The following is a 19,754-nucleotide window of genomic DNA, read 5'->3' as shown; positions in this document are numbered from 1 at the left end:
CCCGTTGGTGCCATCTTGTCCGTGCCAGCAGGTAGCGTTGGACCATGACTAGCTGGAGCATGCACCCCCGCGCCGCCTTTGACCTGGAAACCACGGGCAAGGACCCCCGCACGGCAAGAATAGTGACGGCCTCCATTGTGGTGATGGATGAGGCCGGAGCCGTGGCCGACACCCATGAGTGGTTGGCCGACCCCGGCGTGGAGATTCCCGAGGAAGCCGCTTCCATTCACGGCGTCAGCACCGCCCATGCCCGTGAACACGGCCGCCCCTCGGATGTGGTGACGGCGGAGTTGGGAGCCGTGCTGGCGGCCCTCTTTGCCAACGGCATCCCTGTCATTGCGTTCAATGCAAGCTACGACTTCACAGTGTTGGCCAACGAGGCCCGGCGGCACGGCCTGGCCCAAATCACGGCGTCCCCCGTCATCGACCCGTTCATCTGCAACAAGCATGTGGACAAGTTCCGCAGGGGCAGCCGCACCCTCGTGGCCCTGTGCGAAGAGTACGGCATCAGCCTCGAGGACGCACACACCTCGGCAGCCGACGCGGAAGCCACGCTGCGGCTGGCCGATGCACTCGCCGCCAAATACAATTCCTTGCGCCTTGACACCGCCGAACTGCACACGGCGCAAGTGGGGTGGGCACGGGAACAGGCCGCCGATTTTCAGGCCTATTTGCGCCGCAGCAAGGACCCTGCTGCCGTAATCGAGGGCGGCTGGCCCGTGCTGCCGATGGAGGAGCCAGCCTAAGAGTCGCGTGACCTAAATCACAGTGCACAATTCGATGGATTCGGACTGTGCCAGCGCGTCAATCGTGCAGCGTGCGAACACCCCAGGCGACGTCGCCATGCCCAACAACGCCACAGTTCGCAGCTTCTTTTGTGAAATGTGTATTTTAGTGCGCACATGTTCGTTCCCGCCACATACCCGGCCAACCTGACATAATTTAGTTTTGTTGGTTGAGTTCTGCTAAGAAATTCCCGTGAATTTCCTCCAGCTCCCCACACGTCGCCTACTCCCCCATCCCGAGTCGTACTTTCGGGCTGGGCACCTGCAATGAAAGTGAATGTTTGATGAAAAAATCAGCCTTGAAGTGGCTTGCAACCGCCCCTGTTGCCGTTGCCCTGGCCCTCTCCCTCGCAGCTTGCGGCGGCACTACAGGTGCCACCAGCTCGGACAAGCCCACAGATGCCCTGGCCGGAAGCGACCAGGTTTCGCTGGACAAATACACCACCGACGATGTCACCGCCCTGGACAAGATTGACACCGGGGCCCTCGGCTTGATCACCCCCGGCACCATCACCGTGGGCACCTTGTCCGATGCCCCGCCGAACATCTTCATCAAGGACGGCAAGTTCACCGGCTACGACAACGAACTCCTGCGCGCCATGGGCGAGAAGCTCGGCCTGAAGGTTGAATTCAAGTCGACCTCCTTCGCCTCCCTGCTGAGCCAGGTGGAGAACAAGCAATTCGACGTCGGTTCCTCCTCGATCTCCACCACCGACGCACGTCGCAAGAATGTTGGTTTCTCCAACGGCTACGACTTTGGCTACATGGCCGTTGTCGCCATGGACAAGACGCCCATCAAGGGCTTTGCGGACCTCGACGAGAAGACCCGCATTGGTGTTGTCCAGGGCACCGTCCAAGATGACTACGTCACCAACACGCTTGGGTTCCAACCGGTCCGCTTCAAGGATTACAACATCGCCTATGCGAACTTGAAGAACGGCCAGATTGACGCCTGGGTTGCCCCCTCGCAGCAGGCCGAAGGCCAAGTCAAGCCCGGCGACGGCGCAACCATCGTGGAGAGCGTTGTCAACACCCAGAACTTCACCGCCTACGCAGTGAACTCAAAGAACCAGCCGCTGATTGATGCACTGAACTCTTCCCTGGATACGGTCATCGCCGACGGCACCTGGTCCACGTTGACCAAGGAATGGTACCCGAAGCGTGAAACCCCCACCAACTGGACGCCGGGCTCCAAGGCCGTAACCGTCCCGAAGGGATAGTTCATGGAAGTTCTCCAGCAGCTCCTTAAAACGTTCTTTGACTGGCAGGCCATGGGGGAAGTCATCCCCGAAATGCTGACAGTCGGTTTGCCGAACACCTTGATCGTGGCCGTTTCCTCCGGCTTCCTCGGTTGCATCTTTGGCCTGGTTCTGGCCGTCATGGGCATCTCACGGAACCCTGTCCCGCGTTGGATCGCCCGCGTGTACACGGACATATTCCGCGGCCTGCCGGCCATTTTGACGATTCTGTTGATTGGTCTGGGCTTTGGGCCGGTCATTCGCATCCTGACCGGCAGCACCAACCCGCTGCCGTTGGGCATTGCTGCACTGACCTTGATGGCTTCGGCCTATATTGGCGAGATCTTCCGTTCCGGCATTCAAAGCGTTGACAAGGGGCAGCTCGAGGCTTCCCGCGCCCTGGGTTTTAGCTACACCTCCTCCATGATCCTTGTGGTCATTCCCCAAGGCATCCGGCGTGTGCTGCCGGCGCTGGTGAACCAGCTGATCGGCCTGATCAAGGACTCGTCGCTGATCTTCCTGCTGGGGCTTCTTGCCAGCCAGCGCGAGATCTTTCAGATCGGCCAGGACCAGGCAGCGAACACCGGCAACCTGTCACCGCTGGTGGCAGCCGGCCTGCTGTACTTGATCCTTACCATCCCGCTCACGCACCTGGTGAACTTCATGGACAAGCGGATGCGTGAAGGAAAAGCCCAAAAGATTGAACCGGATGAAGCAGCCGCACTCGTTGGAAAGGGCGCCTAAATCATGAGTGAATTCAAGTCAGGCTCCCTGGAAGCAACGAACATCCATCTGGCGTTCGGCTCCAACAAGGTGCTGCGCGGCATTGACCTGCACGTCCCCAAGGGCACCACCGCTTCGGTCATCGGTCCTTCGGGATCCGGCAAGTCCACGCTGTTGCGCGTCATGAACCGGCTCATCGAGCCGGACCAGGGAGACATTCTCCTTGACGAACGTTCGGTGCTCCAGGACAATCCGGACGAGCTGCGCCGCCGCATCGGCATGGTGTTCCAGCAGTTCAACCTGTTCCCGCACAAGACCGTGGTGGACAACGTTTCCCTGGCCCTGCGCAAGATCCGCAAGATGTCCAAGGACCAGGCTCAGGCCAAGGCCATGGAACAGTTGGAACTTGTGGGCCTGTCGCACAAGGCCGACTCCCGTCCAGGCAATTTGTCCGGCGGCCAGCAGCAGCGTGTGGCAATTGCCCGCGCCTTGGCCATGGAGCCGGAAGTCATGTTCTTTGACGAGGCCACCTCGGCCCTGGACCCGGAACTTGTGAAGGGCGTTTTGGCGCTCATGACCGACCTGTCCAAGGGCGGCATGACCATGGTGGTGGTGACCCACGAGATGGGCTTCTCGCGCAACGTTTCCGACACTGTGACGTTCATGGACGGCGGCGTGGTGGTTGAGACCGGATCACCCGATGAGCTGTTTACCGAACCCAAGACCGACCGTCTGCGAGGCTTCCTCTCCGACGTGCTGTAGCCGCCGGGCGTCGTTCCGAGCCTGGAATCTCGACAGGCCCGGCCATCGACAGCCACCGAAGTGTTCAAAGCCCCGTTCTCGTTGCTTCCGCAGCTGCGAGAACGGGGCTTTTCTGCGTCTTCAAAGTGCCCTGCTTGCCGATGACGGGGCCACCTTGCGACGACGGCGTATCTTCTCGGCCAGTTCGCAGGGTTGCCCCTTCATCGCCGAGAACGGTGGGAGTTGACCCCGGCGTGCAGCTTTTATGCAGACGCTGCGGCAGCGGCCTTGGCAGCGCCCGGCAGTGCGTCGAAGATGCGGTTCATGGCGGCGTCGTCGTGCGCTGCCGAGAGGAACCAGGCCTCAAACACGCTCGGCGGGAGGTAGACCCCGGAATCCAGCATGGAATGGAAGAACGGCGCGTAGCGGAACACGTCCTGGCCCTGCGCGTCGTCGTAGTTGTGCACGCCGTTGGCGGAGGTGCCAAAGGCCACGGAGAACAAGTTCCCGGCGCGCTGCACCGAGTGGTCCACGCCTTCGGCCGACAACGCAGCGGCGACGGCTGCGGAGAGTTCCAGCGAGCGGGCGTCCACCGTGGCGTATACGGACGCAGTGGCAGCGGTCAGCGTGGCAACGCCGGCCGCCATGGCCACGGGGTTCCCGGAGAGGGTTCCGGCTTGGTAGACCGGGCCCAAGGGGGCCAAATAGTCCATGACCTCCGCGCGGCCGCCGAGGGCCGCCGTCGGAAGTCCTCCGCCGATGACCTTGCCAAAGGTGAACAGGTCCGGGGTCCAGCGCTCGTTTCCGTCGGCGGATCCACCGGTCAGGCCCCAGTAACCGGCGGGGCCGGTGCGGAATCCCGTCAGCACCTCATCCAGGATCAGCAGCGCGCCGTGGGCGGTGGTGATGCGGGAGAGTCCTGCGTTGAAGCCAACACCCGGGCTGACAACGCCCATGTTGGCCGGCGCCGCTTCGGTGATGACGGCGGCAATCCTGTCCCCGTGCGCAGCGAAGGCGGCTTCGACGGCGGCGAGGTCGTTGTACGGGAGCACCAGGGTTTCGGCGGCGGTGGCGGCGGTGACACCTGCCGAGCCGGGCAGTGCGAGGGTGGCCAGGCCGGAACCGGCGGCGGCCAACAACGAGTCGAGGTGGCCGTGGTAGCAGCCGGCAAACTTGATGATCAAATCGCGGCCCGTGAAGCCGCGGGCCAGGCGGACGGCCGTCATCGTGGCCTCGGTGCCGGTGGAGACCATGCGCAGGCGTTCGACGCCGGACACCCTCCCTTGCACCAGGGCGGCCAGTTCGCTTTCGGCCGGGGTGGAGGCGCCGAAGCTCAGGCCGTGGTCCACGGCGGCGTGGACGGCGGCCAGCACGTCCGGGTGGGCGTGGCCCAGCAGGGCGGGGCCCCAGGAACACACGAGGTCCACGTAGTCGCGGCCGTCGGCGTCCCTCAGGTAGGCGCCCTTCGCGTTGACCATGAAGCGCGGGGTTCCGCCCACCGAGCCAAAGGCGCGCACGGGCGAGTTCACCCCGCCGGGCATGAGGGTCTTGGCGCGGTCAAAAAGTTCCTGTGAGCTTGTCATGGGGATTCCTTTGGCTAACGGGTGCAGAAAGAGCAGGGAGGGGAGGAGCTAGTTTTCGCGGATCCAGCCGGCCAGTTCTGCCGCCCAGTAGGTGAGGATCATGGTGGCGCCCGCCCGCTTGATGCTGAGCACCGATTCCTCAACGGCGCCGCGGCGGTTGATCCAGCCATTGGCGGCCGCGGCCTCGATCATGGCGTACTCGCCGGAGATTTGGTAGGCAGCCACGGGCACCGGCGACATCGCGGCCACATCGGCCAGGATGTCAAGGTAGCTCATGGCCGGCTTGACCATGACAATGTCGGCGCCTTCGGCCAGGTCGAGCTCCACTTCGTGGAGGGCTTCGCGGCGGTTGCCGGGGTCCATTTGGTAGCTGCGGCGGTCCCCGTCCAGCTGCGAATCAACGGCTTCGCGGAACGGACCGTAAAACGCGGAGGCGTACTTGGCGGCGTAGGCCAGTACCGAAACATCCGTGTACCCGGCCGCGTCGAGGGCTTCGCGGATCACGGCGACTTGGCCGTCCATCATGCCCGACGGCGCCACCACGTGGGCGCCCGCCGCGGCCTGGGCCACACCCATCTGGGCGTAGATGTCCAAGGTGGCGTCGTTGTCCACTTCACCGGCGTCGTTGAGCACCCCGCAATGGCCGTGGTCGGTGAATTCGTCGAGGCACAGATCACTCATGACCACCAGCTCGTCCCCCACGGCGGCACGGACATCCCGGATGGCCTTGTTCAGCACGCCAAAGGGGTCCAGTCCGGCCGATCCCGCGGCGTCGCGCACGGCGGGAATGCCAAAGATCATGATGCCGCCCAAGCCCAGCTCAACGGCTTCGCGGGCCGCCGCCACAAGACTGGCGGTGGTGTGTTGGACCACGCCCGGCATGGAGACAATGGGGTTCGGTTCGCTCAAGTCCTCGCGGATGAACACCGGCAGGATCAGGTCCGACGGCGCCACCTTGTGTTCGGCGACAAGGTTGCGGATGGCGGCGGTGGTGCGCAGCCGGCGCGGGCGGTGCTGGGGAAAACTCATGGTGTCTCCTGACGTGCTGCTGGTGAAAAATGTGGGCGGGCTGCGGCCAGGGCGGCCACGATTCCCGCCGGTGTGGGGTGTTCGGCCGTCGCGGCAATGCGCAGGCCCAGCCGCTCGGCCTCGACCCGCGTGGGCTGCCCGATCGCGATGAGCAGGCAACTTTCCGGGAACGGAGCCATGGTCTCGGCCACCCTGCGTGCCGCGCTTCCCGAGGCAAGCACGACGGCGTTCATTGCCCCCGCGTTGATCTCCCCTGCCGCCTGGGCCGGCGTGAGGACGGGCGGCTCGGCGCTGTAGCCAAAGGCCCGGCCCTGGCGGTCCGGCCCCCTCGCGGGCAGTAAGATTTCCTCGGTCGCTGGGCGACCTTCGAAAATCCATCCCCGCTCCGGGGACCGGGCCGCCAACGTGGAAGTTAGGCGGAGCTCCGCACGCGCAGGATAATCCACCGTCCGGTAGGCGGTGACAACCTCCGTTGTCCAGCCTGCCGCAGCAATCCCGTCCACCAGGGTGGGTGTGGCGAGGTTCGACTGCGGCAACAGAACGCGCGCGTTGCCGCCGTCGTCCGCAGCAAAGGAAGGCCACAGCGCCACGAGCCCGACGGCGGACTGCACATCCACGGGGGCCAGGGAGGCTTGCACCCCCTCGGCCGCGAGCACAGCCACCGACGTGGGGCCAATGGTGGCGACGCCCGTGGCGGCGGGAATGAGTTCTGCCAAGGTGGTGTCTGCCCCTTCGCACCACTGCTTCAAGGCACGCACCGTGGTGATGGAGCTGATGACAAGCCAGCGGTACTCCCCTGCCGCGAGGCGGAGCAGAGCTGCGCCCAAGGCAACATCGTCTCCAACTTCGAAGTCGATCAGCGGCACCAGCACCGGCTCCGCGCCGGCCGCAGCCAGCGCGTCGGCCAACGCCCCGGCCCGGTCCGCCGAGCGGGTGACAGCAACCCGCAAGCCGGTGAGCGGGCCAGCGCCGGGGTGTGTCACTTGCTGGAGCCGGCCAAATCCGCCAGCTCGCCAGCGCCGGCGGCGAGCAGTTCCTCGGCCAGTTCGATGCCCAGGAGGGTGGCACCGACGGTGGTGAGGCCGTCGGTGGCTTTCTTCAGGCGGAGCGAGCGGGTGCCGTCGAGTGAAACCACCACCGTTTCCAAGTGCAGCATGGAGCCCTTGCGGTGCCCGAGGGCTCCGACGGGAGCGGCGCAGCCGGCTTCCAGGCGTGCCAGGAGCGCACGTTCGGCCGTGACGGCCAGACGGGTGTCGTGGTCGTCGACGGCTGCCAGGGACTGGCCCAAAACGCTGGTTAGGTCGGTGCTGTCCGTGCGACATTCCAGCGCCAGGGCGCCTTGGCCGGGGGCCGGGAGCATGACGTCGACGGACAGGAATTCGGTGACTGCTTCGAGCCTGCCGATGCGGCTCAGTCCCGCCGCGGCAAGGACGACCGCGTCGAGGTCGCCCACCTTGCCGGGGACGGCTTCCTTGACAGGGTTGCCGGCCAGGCCAGGGACCCTCCCCAAACGCGTTTCGACGTTGCCTCGAATATCCACAATGGCCAGGTCGGGGCGTGCAGCCAGCAACTGCGCTGCCCGCCGCGGCGAGCCGGTACCCACTGTGGCGCCGTGCGGAAGCTCGGCCAGTGTCAGCCCATCGCGGGAGCACAGCGCGTCGCGGGCGTCGGCCCGAACAGGCACTGCAGCAATGGCCAGTCCGGGAACGGCCGCCGTTGGCAGATCTTTCAGCGAGTGCACTGCCACGTCCACCCGACCGTCAAGGACGGCGGAGCGCAGCTCGGCGGCGAACACGCCCGTGCCGCCCATTTGGGACAGCGGTCCGGTGAGGACGTCGCCGTCGGTCTTGATCGTGACAAGTTCGGCCTCGAAGCCTCCGACGGCGTTCAGCTGGTCGGTGATTTGCCGGGTCTGGCTCAGGGCCAGCTTGCTTCCGCGGGTTCCAATTTTCACACTTGTGGTTGTCATGGAGTCTGGGAACCACCTTGGATCGGCGCTGCGCCAGGCAACAGCCCCACCGGACTGCCCACCTCGGAGATGGCGGGCTTGGCTCCACGGAAGTTTTCACAGCACCCGGGATTGCACACGTCGTACCACGGGCCCAGCTTGGTCATGGCCGGACGTTCGGCAATGTTGTTCTCCACCGTCCGCTCACAGACCAGGTCCACGAGCCCCTGCACGAATTTTTGGTGTGTGCTCGGTGTGGGTGCGCGGTCGAAGGCCAATCCCAGCTCTTCGCAGGTTTCCTTGGCCTCGGTGTCCAGGTCCCAAAGAACCTCCATGTGGTCGCTGATGAAGCCCAACGGAACCACCACGACACCCTTGACTCCCGCCTTGGCTTGCTCGGCCAGGGCGTCGTTGATGTCCGGCTCCAACCAGGGCACGTGGGGTGCACCGGAGCGGGACTGGTAGACCAGCGACCATTCCTGTTCGGGGTCCACCCTGGCCATGATGGCCTCGGCGTTGGCAAGGTGCTGGGCCACGTAGGCCGAGTCCTGCTCAAATGTGCGTGGTTCCAGTTCGGAACGGCCTGCCGCTTCGGCGTCGCGGGTGGGGATGGAGTGGGTGGCGAACATGACGTGCACGGGCGCCTCGGGGGTTCCGGCGTCGGCCAGCTGGGTGCGCACCTTTGCCAGCGACGCGGCAGTGCCCTCGATGAAAGGTTCCACAAACCCCGGGTGGTCAAAGTACTGCCGAATCTTGTCCACGGCCAACTTGCCGTCCAGTCCCGTCTCGGTCAACGCCAGGCCAATGTCCTCGCGGTATTGGCGGCAGCTGGAGTAGCAGGAGTAGACGCTGGTGGTGAGCATCAGGAGTCGGCGGTGGCCGGCGTCGTAGGCTTCCTGCAGCACGGCCGGGATATAGGGGTCCCAGTTGCGGTTCCCCCAGAGCACGGGAAGCTCGATGCTCCGGGCTGCCAGTTCGGCTTCCAGCGCGGCCTTCAGGGCACGGTTCTGGGCATTGATGGGGCTGATGCCGCCATTGGCGCGGTAGTGGTGGCTGACTGCCTCCAGGCGCTCATCCGGGATGCCTCGCCCGCGCGTGACATTGCGCAGGAATGGAAGGACGTCCTCCTGGCCTTCGGGCCCGCCAAAGGAGGCGAGCAGGATGGCGTCGTACTGGGCCGGGGCCACTGTGCGGTTGTTCATTTCAGGACCTCGGCAATCTCTGCGGCGGGAATGCGGCGGCCGGTGTAGAAGGGGATTTCATCGCGCACGTGCAGGCGGGCGTCGGTGCCGCGCAGGGTGCGCATCATGTCAACAAGATCGGTTAGCTCATCGGCCTCCAGGCCCAGCAGCCACTCCCAGTCCCCCAGGGCAAAGGCGGAGACCGTGTTGGCCAGCACCTGCGGGTAGTCCCGTCCCAGCATCCCGTGGTCGCGCAGCATGCGGCTGCGGTCTTCCGCCGGCAGGATGTACCAGTCGTAGGAGCGCACGAACGGGTAGACGCAGACCCAACTCTTGGGTTCCTTGGCGCCCATGTAGGAGGGTGCGTGGTTCTTGGCGAACTCGGCCTCGCGATGCACTCCCATGGCGGACCAGGCGATGTCAGTGGCGGCAAACAGTTCCAGCCTGCGGATGCTGCGCACGGCCCGCTGCAAGCCTTCCGCGTCGGCGCCCACCAACCACATCATGATGTCAGCGTCACTGCGCATGGCGGAAACGTCGTAGGCGCCGCGAACGGTGATGCTCTCCGCGGCCAAAGCGGCCACCAATTCCTCAAATTCGGCGACCGCGGCATCGGCGCCCCTGAAGGATCCAGTCCGCTTGAAAACCGTCCACAGGGTGAAGGGTGTTTCCGCAGGGGTTTTAGTGACAGATTGTGCGCTTGTGTGGCTCATGCGTTCAATTCTGCACCCAATCGGAGCGAAATCTAAAACCGAACTTCTCTACATGACGTAGAAAGTGCGCAAGATCACAGTCGCAGCGACGCGTCCACCACCGCGCGGATCTGACGCCGGGTCCCGGACACCACGGCGGCCAGGCCATTGCCCGTCATCCACGCCCCCGCCAGCACCAGGCCGGGCACCTCATTGGCCAAGGCGTGGACGTGGGCAATTTTGTCGTGGTGTCCAACGGCGGCAAACGGCAACGCACCCTTCCACCGGACAATGTCGGCACCCAATAGATCGGCTTCGGTGATCTCGATGCCCAACAGCGTTGTGGCATCTGCGAGCGCAGTGGGTATCAGGTCCTCTTCCGTGAGAGTTTCGGGGGTCAACCGCACGGCATCGGAGGGTTTGACTCCGGCGCGGCCATAGGAGAGCCGCACAACGTGGGTCCCCGGCCCGGTGGAATCTGCCAGCCAGCGCCACTTCGCGGTGGAGTGCGTCAGTGCTTTGGCCTTGATGCCCCCAACGGACGGTGCCACAAGGACTCCCGTGCCGCGGGGAGCCGAATCAAGTTCGGGCACGTCGACCACCATCGTCACCAGGCGGATGTCGGGTCCGCGTGCCGGGGCAAACGGCAGTAGCTGGGGCATCTCGTAGCCCAGTAGCTTCACGGCCATGGGCCCGTCCGTGGCCATCACCAGCAGCTTGGCGGATGCGTAGCCGCGCTCCGTGCCATGTTCCCACTCGATGATCCAGGGCGACGGCTCGCCGCCGTCGTAGGTTGGTGCGGGGGCATCGCCGGCCTCGTCGGCGTCGCCGCGGAAGACGGCCTTGACCCGGTGTCCCGGATGCATGGAGACGCCGGCCGCCTGCAGCTTTTCAACGAGGGCGGCCACCAGCGTGTGCATGCCGCCTTCCAAACCTGCCACGGCAGCTCCGGGCTTGCTGCCGTTGGCCCGCTGGGCAGCAACGGCCGCAGCCAGCGAGCCGTGTTCGCGGATGCCTGCGCGCAGCCCCGGTGCCACCACGTCGACGTCGAGCACTTCCGCCTCGGCAGAGTGCACCCCTGCGACCACGGGGGCAACAAGGCGTTCAAGCACCCGCTTGCCCATCCGTGCACGCACCAGGTCGGCCACGCTGGAGACAGGCTCGGTGGTGCCGATGGTGACAGGCATTTTGGCGTCAAGGGCGGCACGGAGCACTCCCGATGCACCCAAAGCCTCGCGCACTTCGGGAGCGCCAAGGTCGGAGGGAATGCCCAGCACGCCCGTGCGCGGCAGCGGCACGGGGCCTTCGGGCAACCACACCCAGGCCCCGGCCGGATCGGGCTCCACAATCTTCTCCCCCAGGCCCAGTTCGACGGCCAGCTCGGCCACCGCCGTGTTGCGGGTGGCGAACGACTCCGCGCCCGAGTCAAGAACCACCCCGGCCACTTCATGCCGGCCCACGCACCCGCCCCACGTGGTGGCAGCGTCGAAAATACTCACTTGGAATCCCGCCCGCTGCAGGTCCCAGGCAGCCAGCAGCCCGGAGATGCCGCCTCCCACCACAACGGTCTGGTAAGGGGCGGGATGGCTCATCGGAGCAAAGGCCTTGGCAGCTTTTTTGCGGTTTTCCATGGTGTCCCCTTTGTGGCAGGTGCAGGTGTGGCTGGAGCAGGCTAGATGGAGTGGACCAGGTCCACGAGGCGGGTCAGGACGGCCGGGTCTGTTCCAGGCGGCACGCCATGCCCCAAGTTCACCACATGCGAGGGCGCAGTGGAACCGGCCTCAACGACTTCGCGGACGTGTTGCTCCAGCACCTCCCACGGCGCGCTGAGCAGTGCCGGGTCGATGTTGCCTTGCAGGGGCACGGTGCCGCCGAGCCGGCGGTTGGCCTCGTCCAGCGGAAGCCGGTAGTCAACCCCCATCACGTCCACGCCGACGTCGTGCATGGCGCCCAGCAGTTCGCCGGTTCCGGTGCCGAAGTGGATCAACGGCACACCCAGGTCGCGGACATGATCCAAGGCCCTGGACGACGCCGGGGCCACATGTTGGGTGTAGTCGGCAAGACTCAGGGACCCCGCCCAGGAGTCGAACAGCTGCCCGGCACTGGCACCGGCCTCAATTTGGGCACGCAGGAATTTCCCGGACGCGTCGGCAGCCCAGTTCATCAGTTCGGCCCAGAGCTCCGGCTCGCCGTGCATCATGGTGCGCGGGCCCAGGTGGTCCCGCGAGGGGCGACCCTCCACCATGTAGGCGGCCACCGTGAAAGGCGCCCCGGCAAATCCGATGAGCGGGGTGCTGCCCAGCTCGGCCACGGTCAGCGCCACGGCCTCCCGGATGGGATCAAGGGCGGCGTCCGTGAGCTCGGGAAGTGCCGCCACGTCGGCTGCGGTGCGGATGGGCCCATCCAGCACCGGGCCCACGCCGGGGACAATGTCCACGCCGACGCCGGCAAGTTTCAGCGGGATGACAATGTCGGAGAAGAAAATGGCCGCGTCCACATCATGGCGCCGGACGGGCTGGAGCGTAATTTCCGCAGCCATGGCCGGCAACAGGCACGACTCAAGCATCGTGGTGCCTTCACGCAACTTGCGGTACTCCGGCAGCGAGCGGCCGGCCTGGCGCATGAACCAGACGGGACGGCGGCTTGGCACACCTCCCCTGTAGGCCGTGATCAAAGGGGAGTTGGCGGTGCGGCCATCCATCAGCGGGTGGTTGGATATCAGTGTCATGGCACCACCCTACAGAGCCAATCCGCGCTGGTTTGTGGACAAGCTGTCACCGCAGAGACAGGGACACGTTCAGCATGCCAAGTAAGCAGCATCACAAATTCTTGGTGACGCTTTGTTCCCTCGTGTTCATAAACACCCAGCTTGGGGGGCTACGATATTGGCATTGTGGTTCTTTTCTCTCTCGTTGCCTCGCATACCAGCCTTGACCTGGAAACCGTTGCCCGCCTTAGTGCCGGGGCCGCGGCGGTCGGTGCTGAAATCATCCCGCATGACAATGCAGTGACAGGGCTCATCACCTTGGCCACCTGCAACCGCTATGAGCTCTATGTCCATGCCCGCAGCGGCGAGGACCTCGAGTCGGCCCGCAGCTCAGTGATCGAATCCATCAGCCGGCATTCCGGACTTGCCGAGCCGCACGTTTCAGCGGCCCTTTCGACCTTGCAGTCCGACGCCGTGCCGCGTCACCTCTTCGCCGTGAGCACCGGGCTGGAATCAGCGGTGGTGGGTGAGCGCGAAATTGCCGGGCAGGTCCGGCGTGCCCTGAGCATCGCCCAGGAACAAGGCACCACAACCCCCGCCCTTGTTCGGCTTTTTCAGGCCGCAGCCAAGACAGCCAAGGATGTGGGCGCCCAAACGGCACTCGGACGCCGCGGGATGTCGATCGTCTCCGTTGCCTTGGATTTGGCTGCTGAGTTGCAGGAACGCCCCTTGGGCTCGCTCGCCGGGAAGTCCGCCGTCCTGTTTGGCACCGGCGCCTACGCCGGGGCGGCCATGGCCCAGCTGGTGCAGCGCGGCTGCACCGACATTTCCATTTACTCCCCCTCCGGCCGAGCCGAAACCTTCACCGCCTCCCGCGGCGGGACGGCGCTAACCGAGGAAACGCTGCCGCACGCCTTGTCCAACGCATCGCTGCTCTTGGGCTGCAGCGGTTCCGAGCACCAAGTGACGCGCATGGATTTGGCTCAGTTGCGCCACAATGACTCAAAGCAACTCACCGTCATCGATCTCGCCTTGAGCCACGACTTTGCCGCGGACATTGACAGCCTTCCCGGAGTGGACCTGATGACGTTGGAAACTGTCCGCCAAGCAGCCCCCGCCGAACAGGAATCCACCCTCGCGCAGGCATCCTCCCTCGTTTCCGCGGCGACGCGGGACTTTGAACAGGCACAAAATTCCCGTTCGCTGGACCACGCCATTGTGGCGTTGCGCCGGCACACCATGGGCGTCCTTGACGACGAGATCGCCAAGGTTCGCAAGCAGCACGGCTGCACCGCCGCCACCGCAGAAGTGGAGTTCGCCATGCGCCGCATGGTCAAGCAGTTGCTGCACGTGCCAACGGTCAGGGCCAAGGAGCTCGCGGCAGCCGGCGACCCGGAAAGCTATTTGTCCGCACTTGATGCCCTGTACGGGCTGAAGATAGACCCGGCCGGCCTTGGCTCGGCCATGACTGCTGGCCTTGACCGGAACGAAGCCGCGGGCTAGCTGCTAGCCGAAGGCGTTGACGCCTGTCAGTTCCGCCGACAGCGCCCAGAGGCGCCCGGCCATGCCAGGGTCCACGGCGTGCGCGTCCACGCCTGCAACCCGGGCCAACTCCGACTCCGGATCGGTGGGCCTGGCAATGTCGCAGTCCTCGCAGTACACCCCTCCCCTGCCGTCAAGCATCGGCGAAGTGGCCGCCCACACCGACGTTGCCGCTCCTTGTTCGGCGGTCTTGAAACCTTCCTTGAGCTTCCCGGCGTCGTCCATCCACCCGGCTGCCACCATTTCTTCCTGTGTGAGGTGGCGTTGCAGCCCGGTCATGATGCCACCGGGATTCACCGCAAACGCCCGCACCCCGCGGTCCGCCCCGCGCGCGTCCAGCTCCACGGCGAAGAGACTGTTGGCGGTTTTCGCCTGTCCGTACGCCTCCCACTTGTCGTAGCCGTTGGTGAATTGGGGATCGTCAAAGTGGATGCCCGAGCGCTTGTGGCCGGTGGATGACAGCGACACCACGCGCGCCCCGCCGTCGGCCAGCACAGGCCAAAGTTCATTGGCCAAGGTGAAGTGGCCCAGGTGGTTCGTGGCAAATTGCGCCTCCCAACCCGGGCCAACCCTGGTTTCCGGACATGCCATGATGGCGGCGTTGTTGAAGAGGATGTCCAGGCGTTTCCCCGAGGCCAGGTACTGGCGGGCAAACCCCTTCACACTGTCTTGCGCGCCCAGGTCCATGTCGAAAACCTCGACCCCGCCAAGATCGGCGGCGGCGAGCACCCCGCGGGCAGGGTCGGGGCGGCGGGCCGGCACATTGACTTGCACTCCGGCCTCGGTCAGGGCCCGCACCGTCTCCAACCCCAGACCGGAGTATCCGCCCGTCACAATCGCGACGCAGCCGGAGAGGTCCGCATCTTCCACGATGGCTGCAGCGCCCGTGTCGTGGCCAAATCCGGACCCGAGTGGCTCCTGGGGTGTTGGCCGATGGTCAGCATGGTTCATGACGCGCCTCTTCGCTGGGTGCTGGCCGCCAAATTTCGAGGAAGCCTTTGTGCGCAATTTACTCCAGTGCGGCGTGTTTGTCGCCAGCAGCCCCTGCGCCCGTGCGGCCGTCAAGACGCGCCACGTCGGTGTACCCACCTTGCTCAGGCTCGCCAATGCCTGTGCCCAGCGGCTGACAGCCTGGCAATACAGCACAAGAGGAACCTTGAGTGGACATTGAAACCCGGTTCTTGACTTTATTTTTTGAGTTATACAAGAACTGTTGTGCAACACATCTTGTTGGTTTAGGGTTGTTTCATGAACATTTCAGGTGAGCAACCCAAGTGTGGGTCTTCGGATCAGCCGCGTCCTCCAGGACCGGAGTATCCGGTCCAAACCATCACCGATGCCAAGGCGCTGTCGGCCATGGCCAACCCTTTCCGGTCCCGGATGCTCGACGTCCTCTACGTCGACGGCCCATCCACGGCCTCGGGTTTGGCCCAGCGGACCGGACAAGCCGTGGGCAGTGTCAGTCATCACCTCAAGGTCCTCAGTGCGGCCGGTCTCATTGAGGAGGCTCCGGAGTTGGCGAAGGACCGGCGCGAGCGATGGTGGCGCTTGATCGCTCCCGGGACCAGGTGGTCCCGGACAGAGTTCGCCAACGACCCCGGTGCCGTTACTGCCGCGCTGGCAGCTGAATCCCTTTCCTTGCATCGGCAGAACCAGCGCGCCAGAGACTGGTTGGCCAATGCCGGCACAGCCGGCGAATGGGACTCTGCCGCGTTTTCCACCCAAACCTGGGCCAAGATGACGCCCGCTGAGCTCCAGGAGCTCTCCCAGGAGTTGATTGTCCTGATCCAGAAGTGGCGCTTCAGGGACATTCCGAACGACGGCCAGGAACGCGAAAGTGTGTACATCTATGCACACGGCTTCCCAGCCCAGCCCTGACCGTGCACGGACCCAGCGATCAGCGTCCCTGGCAGCGACGGGGAGAAGCTTCCACCTGCTGTGGTTCGGCGAAGGCGTCAGCGTTCTTGGCACCGCGACGACGTCGATCCTCATCCCGCTGCTGGCGGTGCTCCAACTCAACGCAGGACCGGGCTGGATGGGTCTGCTCACCGCGGCCGCGTGGCTGCCCTGGCTCGTCATCGGCCTGCCCGCCGGTGTCTGGGTGGATCGGCTGCCACCTCGGACGGTGATGATCGCCGCAGACATCGTCTCGGCCGCGGCTCTCTTCACCGTCCCGGTGGTTTGGTGGCTCGGCACCCTCACCCTTTTGCATCTGCTCATCGTTGCGCTGGTCGGCGGGACCGCCACGGTCTTCTTTCATACCGCCTACATCAAGCTCCTGCCCCTCGTGGTGCCCGATCATCAACTTGAATCCGCGAACGCGCGCCTTTTCGGCACCGAGTCTGCCGCGCAGATCGCCGGACCAGGTCTGGGCGGCTTCATTGCGCAATGGCTGTCCGCGTCCCTCGGGATCCTCCTTGATGCCTTCAGCTTCCTGGTCTCCGCGCTGTGCCTGGCTTTGATCCGCCCAAGTCCAGCTCCGCCGTCGGACATCCTGGAACAGCGCCCCGGGATGGCGGTGCAGATACGGGAAGGAATCCACTTTGTGGTCAGCGACCGGTACCTGCGGGCGTTGACCCTGATCGGCGGCGTGTCCAACTTCGGCCTGACAGGTTATGCCGCTCTGCTCGTGCTGTTTTTCGTCAAGGACCTTCACCTGTCCCCGGGCGGGGTGGGCACGGTGATGATGATTGGCAGTTGCGGTGGCTTGGTGGGAGCGACCGCGGCCACCAGCCTGGCCAAGAGAATAGGAACCGGACGGGCCTCGACGATCCTGTTTCTCATTGGTGGACCGGCCGCCCTGCTCATCGGCCTGCCACCCACCGGCAGCTTCCTGTTCCTGAGCATCGTGGGCATGATCCTGGTCGGCGCTGCCGTGGTGGCGGGCAACATCATCCGCGGCGCCTGGCGGCAACGTTACGTTCCCGCCCATCTCATGGGGCGCGTGATTACCGCGAGTCAGATGCTCAATTTTGGAACGATGCCAGTGGCCGCAGTGGCTGCAGGATGGATGGGAGCGAACGTTGGCATCCGGACCACCATCCTCATCATGGCCGGCATTCACGCCACCGCATGCTGCAGCGTCCTCTTAACCTCCTGGGGCAAGCACAAAAAGTTGCCGTCCTTTAGCCCCAGCGACCATCGTCAACCAGAGCCAAAAAAAGTGAGCATCAACAGAGGTGACACACGGAGGTGGGGATTCTTTTCCTCACCATCCCAGCAGACCAACGCGCTGCGGGACAGTGCAAGACAGGCAGAAGGGCGCCACTGAATTGCAGGGACTGGTCCTTGGCGGACTCTAGATGAATTTTCCAAAGGGTCCGGCAGTATCTGAAGGAATCTGTTCTCGTCTAATAGAAATGGAGATGGCCGGAAGCACGATCCCAACCATCAGAACAAGAACGGCAACATCAAGGAGTCCTTGATCACTTCCGGTGGCTGGGCAACCCGCAGAACTGTCGTCAATCTCAGGGCAACACCTCCAGGGCTGTAAAGACGTTACAGAACTGCCAGCTACTCCTGCGAGAGTGAGCACGGTTCCCAATGTCGCGTACACGGTCTTTTTTATCCAAACACGGCCACAGTCGTCTCTTCATCCCCCCGTCGGTGGAACATTCAGCCGGCCGATGAATTCAACCGAATCCCCTGCGAACGTCGACTTCAGCCAAGCAGTCGACCGGGAGGCCATTTGCCTAGCCCGAACTTCACAGTTGGCCATCCCGCAACGATGCTCAAGAACGCCACCGTGCCGCGAACGGTTCCGTTCGCGACGATCGTGTGATTGCATTGCACGGGGCCTTGCTTCGCCGAGCTGGGCGATCGCCATTTTTGGCACCAAAGGGTTTTTGAGATTACTCTGATGATTGTGTTTATGCAATGATTAGTCATGACGAAACCACGAAAAGAAGATGTGCGGCCGATCTTCAACCGGGTGCAGGTACTCAGGATTGAGCGTGGGCTGACGCGCAAGCTCCTCGCCGAACAGGTATCAGTCAATCCCTACACGATTGGAGCGTTGGAACGAGGAGACCACCTGCCAAGCCTCGACTTGGCAATGAAAGTCTGCGACGCATTCGCTTTGCCTGTCGAGGCTGTTTTCAGCCGCACTGAGTTTCCAGCAATGTCAGAGGAGCCTTATGGTCGACGTGCGGTTCAGATTGACTAGCCTGGGACGGAAGGTCGATCATGTCTCCGAAACACACCGGCGGCGACTTCTCTTGGTGGGGTTGTCCCTGGTGGTGTTCCACTCCTCGGTGAGGAACAGCGGTGCGTGCCAGCGGCAGTGGATCACCCCGAGAACGCGTGTTGCTGACATCGGGTGAAGCCGTGTTTGGAGTCTGGGAAGCGCGAAGCCACTCAGTTCGCTGCAGACGGCATTACTGTTCGGCGCGGACGGTGACGTTACCGCGACGAGTGCGCTTTCAGACTCTACCTGTCAGTGCAGCCGTCGTCGTCTAAGTTCCCAGCTAGTTCAAGGATGGCGTCGATGAGGTCACCGACTCCTGGTTCTTCAATCGGGAAATGTCCGCATTCTCGCAGAATAACCGCGCGAGTCGGGGCGGCGATCCGCTGTAGAACGCGAATGCTTAGTTCAATCGGCGTCCACGCATCGTGGCTGGGGTGAACGAGTGCGACAGGGGTTGTCATCATCTCTGGCGACATGTGTCGATATCGCATGTATGACGCGAGAAAGCCGAGCGGAACGCGGGCCCCACCGCCACGGGGGTCGGCAGCGCACAGACGGGATAGCTCACGGTCGCGACTCATCTTGCGCAAGTTCGCTACCCAGGCCATGGGAATCATTGTTCTTGCCAAACGCCCGCGCGTCAGCGCCGATAGTGGTCGTCCCAGCACGCCGAAGGCGCCGAAGCGTGTCATGTGTGCGCGAGCCCGCCAATCGCCAGGGTCAAGCAGGCACGTTGCCGCTACCGCGGATACGTGCGGCGACTGCGCGGCTGCTTCACAAGCGAGCAGCCCTCCAATACTGGCTCCCAGGAGGATGACAGGGCGACTGTCCTGTTCAGCAGCGATGAGGTCAACCAGCAGCTGCACCCAGTCCTCGTAGCGCACTGCACTCGGGTCTGGGCTGGAAGTTCGACCATATAGTGGCAGGTCGACTGCGGCGATGTCTAGCTTTTGATCGGCAAGTAGCGCTGCCAGGGGCCACAGCGCCGCGCTGTACCCTCCCGCACCATGCACAACCAGTACCCGCACAGAAGCCTTCGAGTTAGACGCCCTCGCAATGTGGACCTCGTGGCCGCGCCAACTCCACCAACTCTCTTCTGGCGTCACGCTGGCGACAGCCTGCCGCTGGGGGGACAAGAAAGCAGCGTACGGATTATGAGCCACAAACTCATACTACCAATGGCATAGAATCAAGTTGAGCCGGCCTGGTCCAGCGCTAATACGAGGACGGGTGTCAAGGGCCATGAGCTTCTGCCCACCAGCGGCCAGGTTATCTGCCCGCTGGTGGCCAGCAAAACTGCCCGGATATGGCCATGAGATCTGCCCGCCAATATAGATGCGTGGTTGGCCATACCGGTGCGGTGTGTTAGCTCAGTTGTGCCACTCCCTTCCCTGCTAGG

The 19,754-nt window shown here is 64.1% G+C and carries 18 protein-coding genes; 8 read left to right on the top strand and 10 right to left on the bottom strand.

Annotation, left to right across the window (positions count from 1 at the left end):
• Nucleotides 1–44 precede the first annotated feature (44 nt).
• The 4 genes from QMG25_RS13775 (at nt 45) to QMG25_RS13760 (ending at nt 3,508) form a co-directional block, all read left to right on the top strand.
• Nucleotides 45–746: a 3'-5' exonuclease gene (locus tag QMG25_RS13775; protein ID WP_283461151.1), complete on the top strand. Its 702-nt coding sequence runs from the start codon at nt 45–47 to the stop codon at nt 744–746.
• Nucleotides 747–1,069: 323 nt separating this feature from the next.
• The gene (locus QMG25_RS13770; RefSeq protein WP_283461273.1) at nt 1,070–2,005 is read left to right on the top strand and encodes a substrate-binding periplasmic protein; all 936 of its coding nucleotides are present in this window, start codon (nt 1,070–1,072) and stop codon (nt 2,003–2,005) included.
• A 3-nt stretch (nt 2,006–2,008) separates the two neighbouring features.
• Nucleotides 2,009–2,767 carry an amino acid ABC transporter permease gene (locus QMG25_RS13765; RefSeq protein ID WP_283461150.1) on the top strand — a complete coding sequence of 253 codons (759 nt, stop codon included), beginning with the start codon at nt 2,009–2,011 and terminating at the stop codon, nt 2,765–2,767.
• A 3-nt stretch (nt 2,768–2,770) separates the two neighbouring features.
• A complete protein-coding gene (locus QMG25_RS13760) occupies nt 2,771–3,508 on the top strand; it encodes an amino acid ABC transporter ATP-binding protein (RefSeq protein ID WP_283461148.1) in 738 nt (245 codons plus the stop codon).
• A gap of 242 nt (nt 3,509–3,750) precedes the next feature.
• Here the strand turns inward: QMG25_RS13760 and hemL are convergent, their stop codons facing one another.
• The 8 genes from hemL to hemE form a co-directional block, all read right to left on the bottom strand.
• A complete protein-coding gene (gene hemL, locus QMG25_RS13755; protein WP_283461146.1) occupies nt 3,751–5,070 on the bottom strand; it encodes a glutamate-1-semialdehyde 2,1-aminomutase in 1,320 nt (439 codons plus the stop codon).
• Nucleotides 5,071–5,118: 48 nt separating this feature from the next.
• Nucleotides 5,119–6,099 (bottom strand): porphobilinogen synthase, encoded by a 981-nt coding sequence (gene hemB / locus QMG25_RS13750; protein ID WP_283461144.1) that lies wholly within the window; start codon nt 6,097–6,099, stop codon nt 5,119–5,121.
• Entirely contained in the window at nt 6,096–7,082 is a 987-nt protein-coding gene (locus QMG25_RS13745) for a uroporphyrinogen-III synthase (RefSeq protein ID WP_283461142.1), read from the bottom strand. Before QMG25_RS13745 ends, hemB begins: the two co-directional genes overlap by 4 nt.
• Nucleotides 7,079–8,068, bottom strand: coding sequence for a hydroxymethylbilane synthase (gene hemC, locus QMG25_RS13740; protein ID WP_283461140.1), 990 nt, complete (start codon nt 8,066–8,068; stop codon nt 7,079–7,081). The genes QMG25_RS13745 and hemC overlap by 4 nt, the downstream gene beginning before the upstream one ends.
• Nucleotides 8,065–9,249, bottom strand: coding sequence for a ferrochelatase (locus QMG25_RS13735; RefSeq protein WP_283461139.1), 1,185 nt, complete (start codon nt 9,247–9,249; stop codon nt 8,065–8,067). The genes hemC and QMG25_RS13735 overlap by 4 nt, the downstream gene beginning before the upstream one ends.
• The gene (hemQ, locus tag QMG25_RS13730) at nt 9,246–9,941 is read right to left on the bottom strand and encodes a hydrogen peroxide-dependent heme synthase (protein ID WP_283461137.1); all 696 of its coding nucleotides are present in this window, start codon (nt 9,939–9,941) and stop codon (nt 9,246–9,248) included. Before hemQ ends, QMG25_RS13735 begins: the two co-directional genes overlap by 4 nt.
• A gap of 74 nt (nt 9,942–10,015) precedes the next feature.
• Nucleotides 10,016–11,551: a protoporphyrinogen/coproporphyrinogen oxidase gene (locus tag QMG25_RS13725; protein ID WP_283461135.1), complete on the bottom strand. Its 1,536-nt coding sequence runs from the start codon at nt 11,549–11,551 to the stop codon at nt 10,016–10,018.
• Nucleotides 11,552–11,592: 41 nt separating this feature from the next.
• The gene (hemE, locus tag QMG25_RS13720) at nt 11,593–12,648 is read right to left on the bottom strand and encodes a uroporphyrinogen decarboxylase (protein ID WP_283461132.1); all 1,056 of its coding nucleotides are present in this window, start codon (nt 12,646–12,648) and stop codon (nt 11,593–11,595) included.
• A 165-nt stretch (nt 12,649–12,813) separates the two neighbouring features.
• Here hemE and QMG25_RS13715 point away from each other — a divergent pair, with 165 nt between their 5' ends.
• Nucleotides 12,814–14,130, top strand: coding sequence for a glutamyl-tRNA reductase (locus QMG25_RS13715; RefSeq protein ID WP_349307143.1), 1,317 nt, complete (start codon nt 12,814–12,816; stop codon nt 14,128–14,130).
• A gap of 3 nt (nt 14,131–14,133) precedes the next feature.
• On the opposite strand, the gene QMG25_RS13710 is transcribed toward QMG25_RS13715, so the two are convergent.
• The gene (locus QMG25_RS13710; RefSeq protein ID WP_283461128.1) at nt 14,134–15,315 is read right to left on the bottom strand and encodes an SDR family NAD(P)-dependent oxidoreductase; all 1,182 of its coding nucleotides are present in this window, start codon (nt 15,313–15,315) and stop codon (nt 14,134–14,136) included.
• Nucleotides 15,316–15,417: 102 nt separating this feature from the next.
• Here QMG25_RS13710 and QMG25_RS13705 point away from each other — a divergent pair, with 102 nt between their 5' ends.
• The 3 genes from QMG25_RS13705 (at nt 15,418) to QMG25_RS13695 (ending at nt 18,334) form a co-directional block, all read left to right on the top strand.
• On the top strand, nt 15,418–16,047 hold the full coding sequence (locus QMG25_RS13705; protein ID WP_283461126.1) for an ArsR/SmtB family transcription factor: 630 nt from the start codon (nt 15,418–15,420) through the stop codon (nt 16,045–16,047).
• The gene (locus QMG25_RS13700) at nt 16,007–17,440 is read left to right on the top strand and encodes an MFS transporter (protein WP_283461124.1); all 1,434 of its coding nucleotides are present in this window, start codon (nt 16,007–16,009) and stop codon (nt 17,438–17,440) included. Before QMG25_RS13705 ends, QMG25_RS13700 begins: the two co-directional genes overlap by 41 nt.
• A gap of 615 nt (nt 17,441–18,055) precedes the next feature.
• Nucleotides 18,056–18,334 carry a helix-turn-helix transcriptional regulator gene (locus QMG25_RS13695; protein WP_283461122.1) on the top strand — a complete coding sequence of 93 codons (279 nt, stop codon included), beginning with the start codon at nt 18,056–18,058 and terminating at the stop codon, nt 18,332–18,334.
• 263 nt (nt 18,335–18,597) lie between these two features.
• On the opposite strand, the gene QMG25_RS13690 is transcribed toward QMG25_RS13695, so the two are convergent.
• Nucleotides 18,598–19,383, bottom strand: a complete 786-nt coding sequence (locus tag QMG25_RS13690) for an alpha/beta hydrolase (protein WP_283461120.1) — start codon at nt 19,381–19,383, stop codon at nt 18,598–18,600.
• Nucleotides 19,384–19,754 lie beyond the last annotated feature (371 nt).

The sequence above is a fragment of the Arthrobacter sp. H35-D1 genome (assembly GCF_030063185.1).
Classification (GTDB): Bacteria; Actinomycetota; Actinomycetes; order Actinomycetales; family Micrococcaceae; genus Specibacter.
Note: the sequence above shows the minus strand (reverse complement) of the source record. Positions and strands in the feature narration are given on the sequence as shown.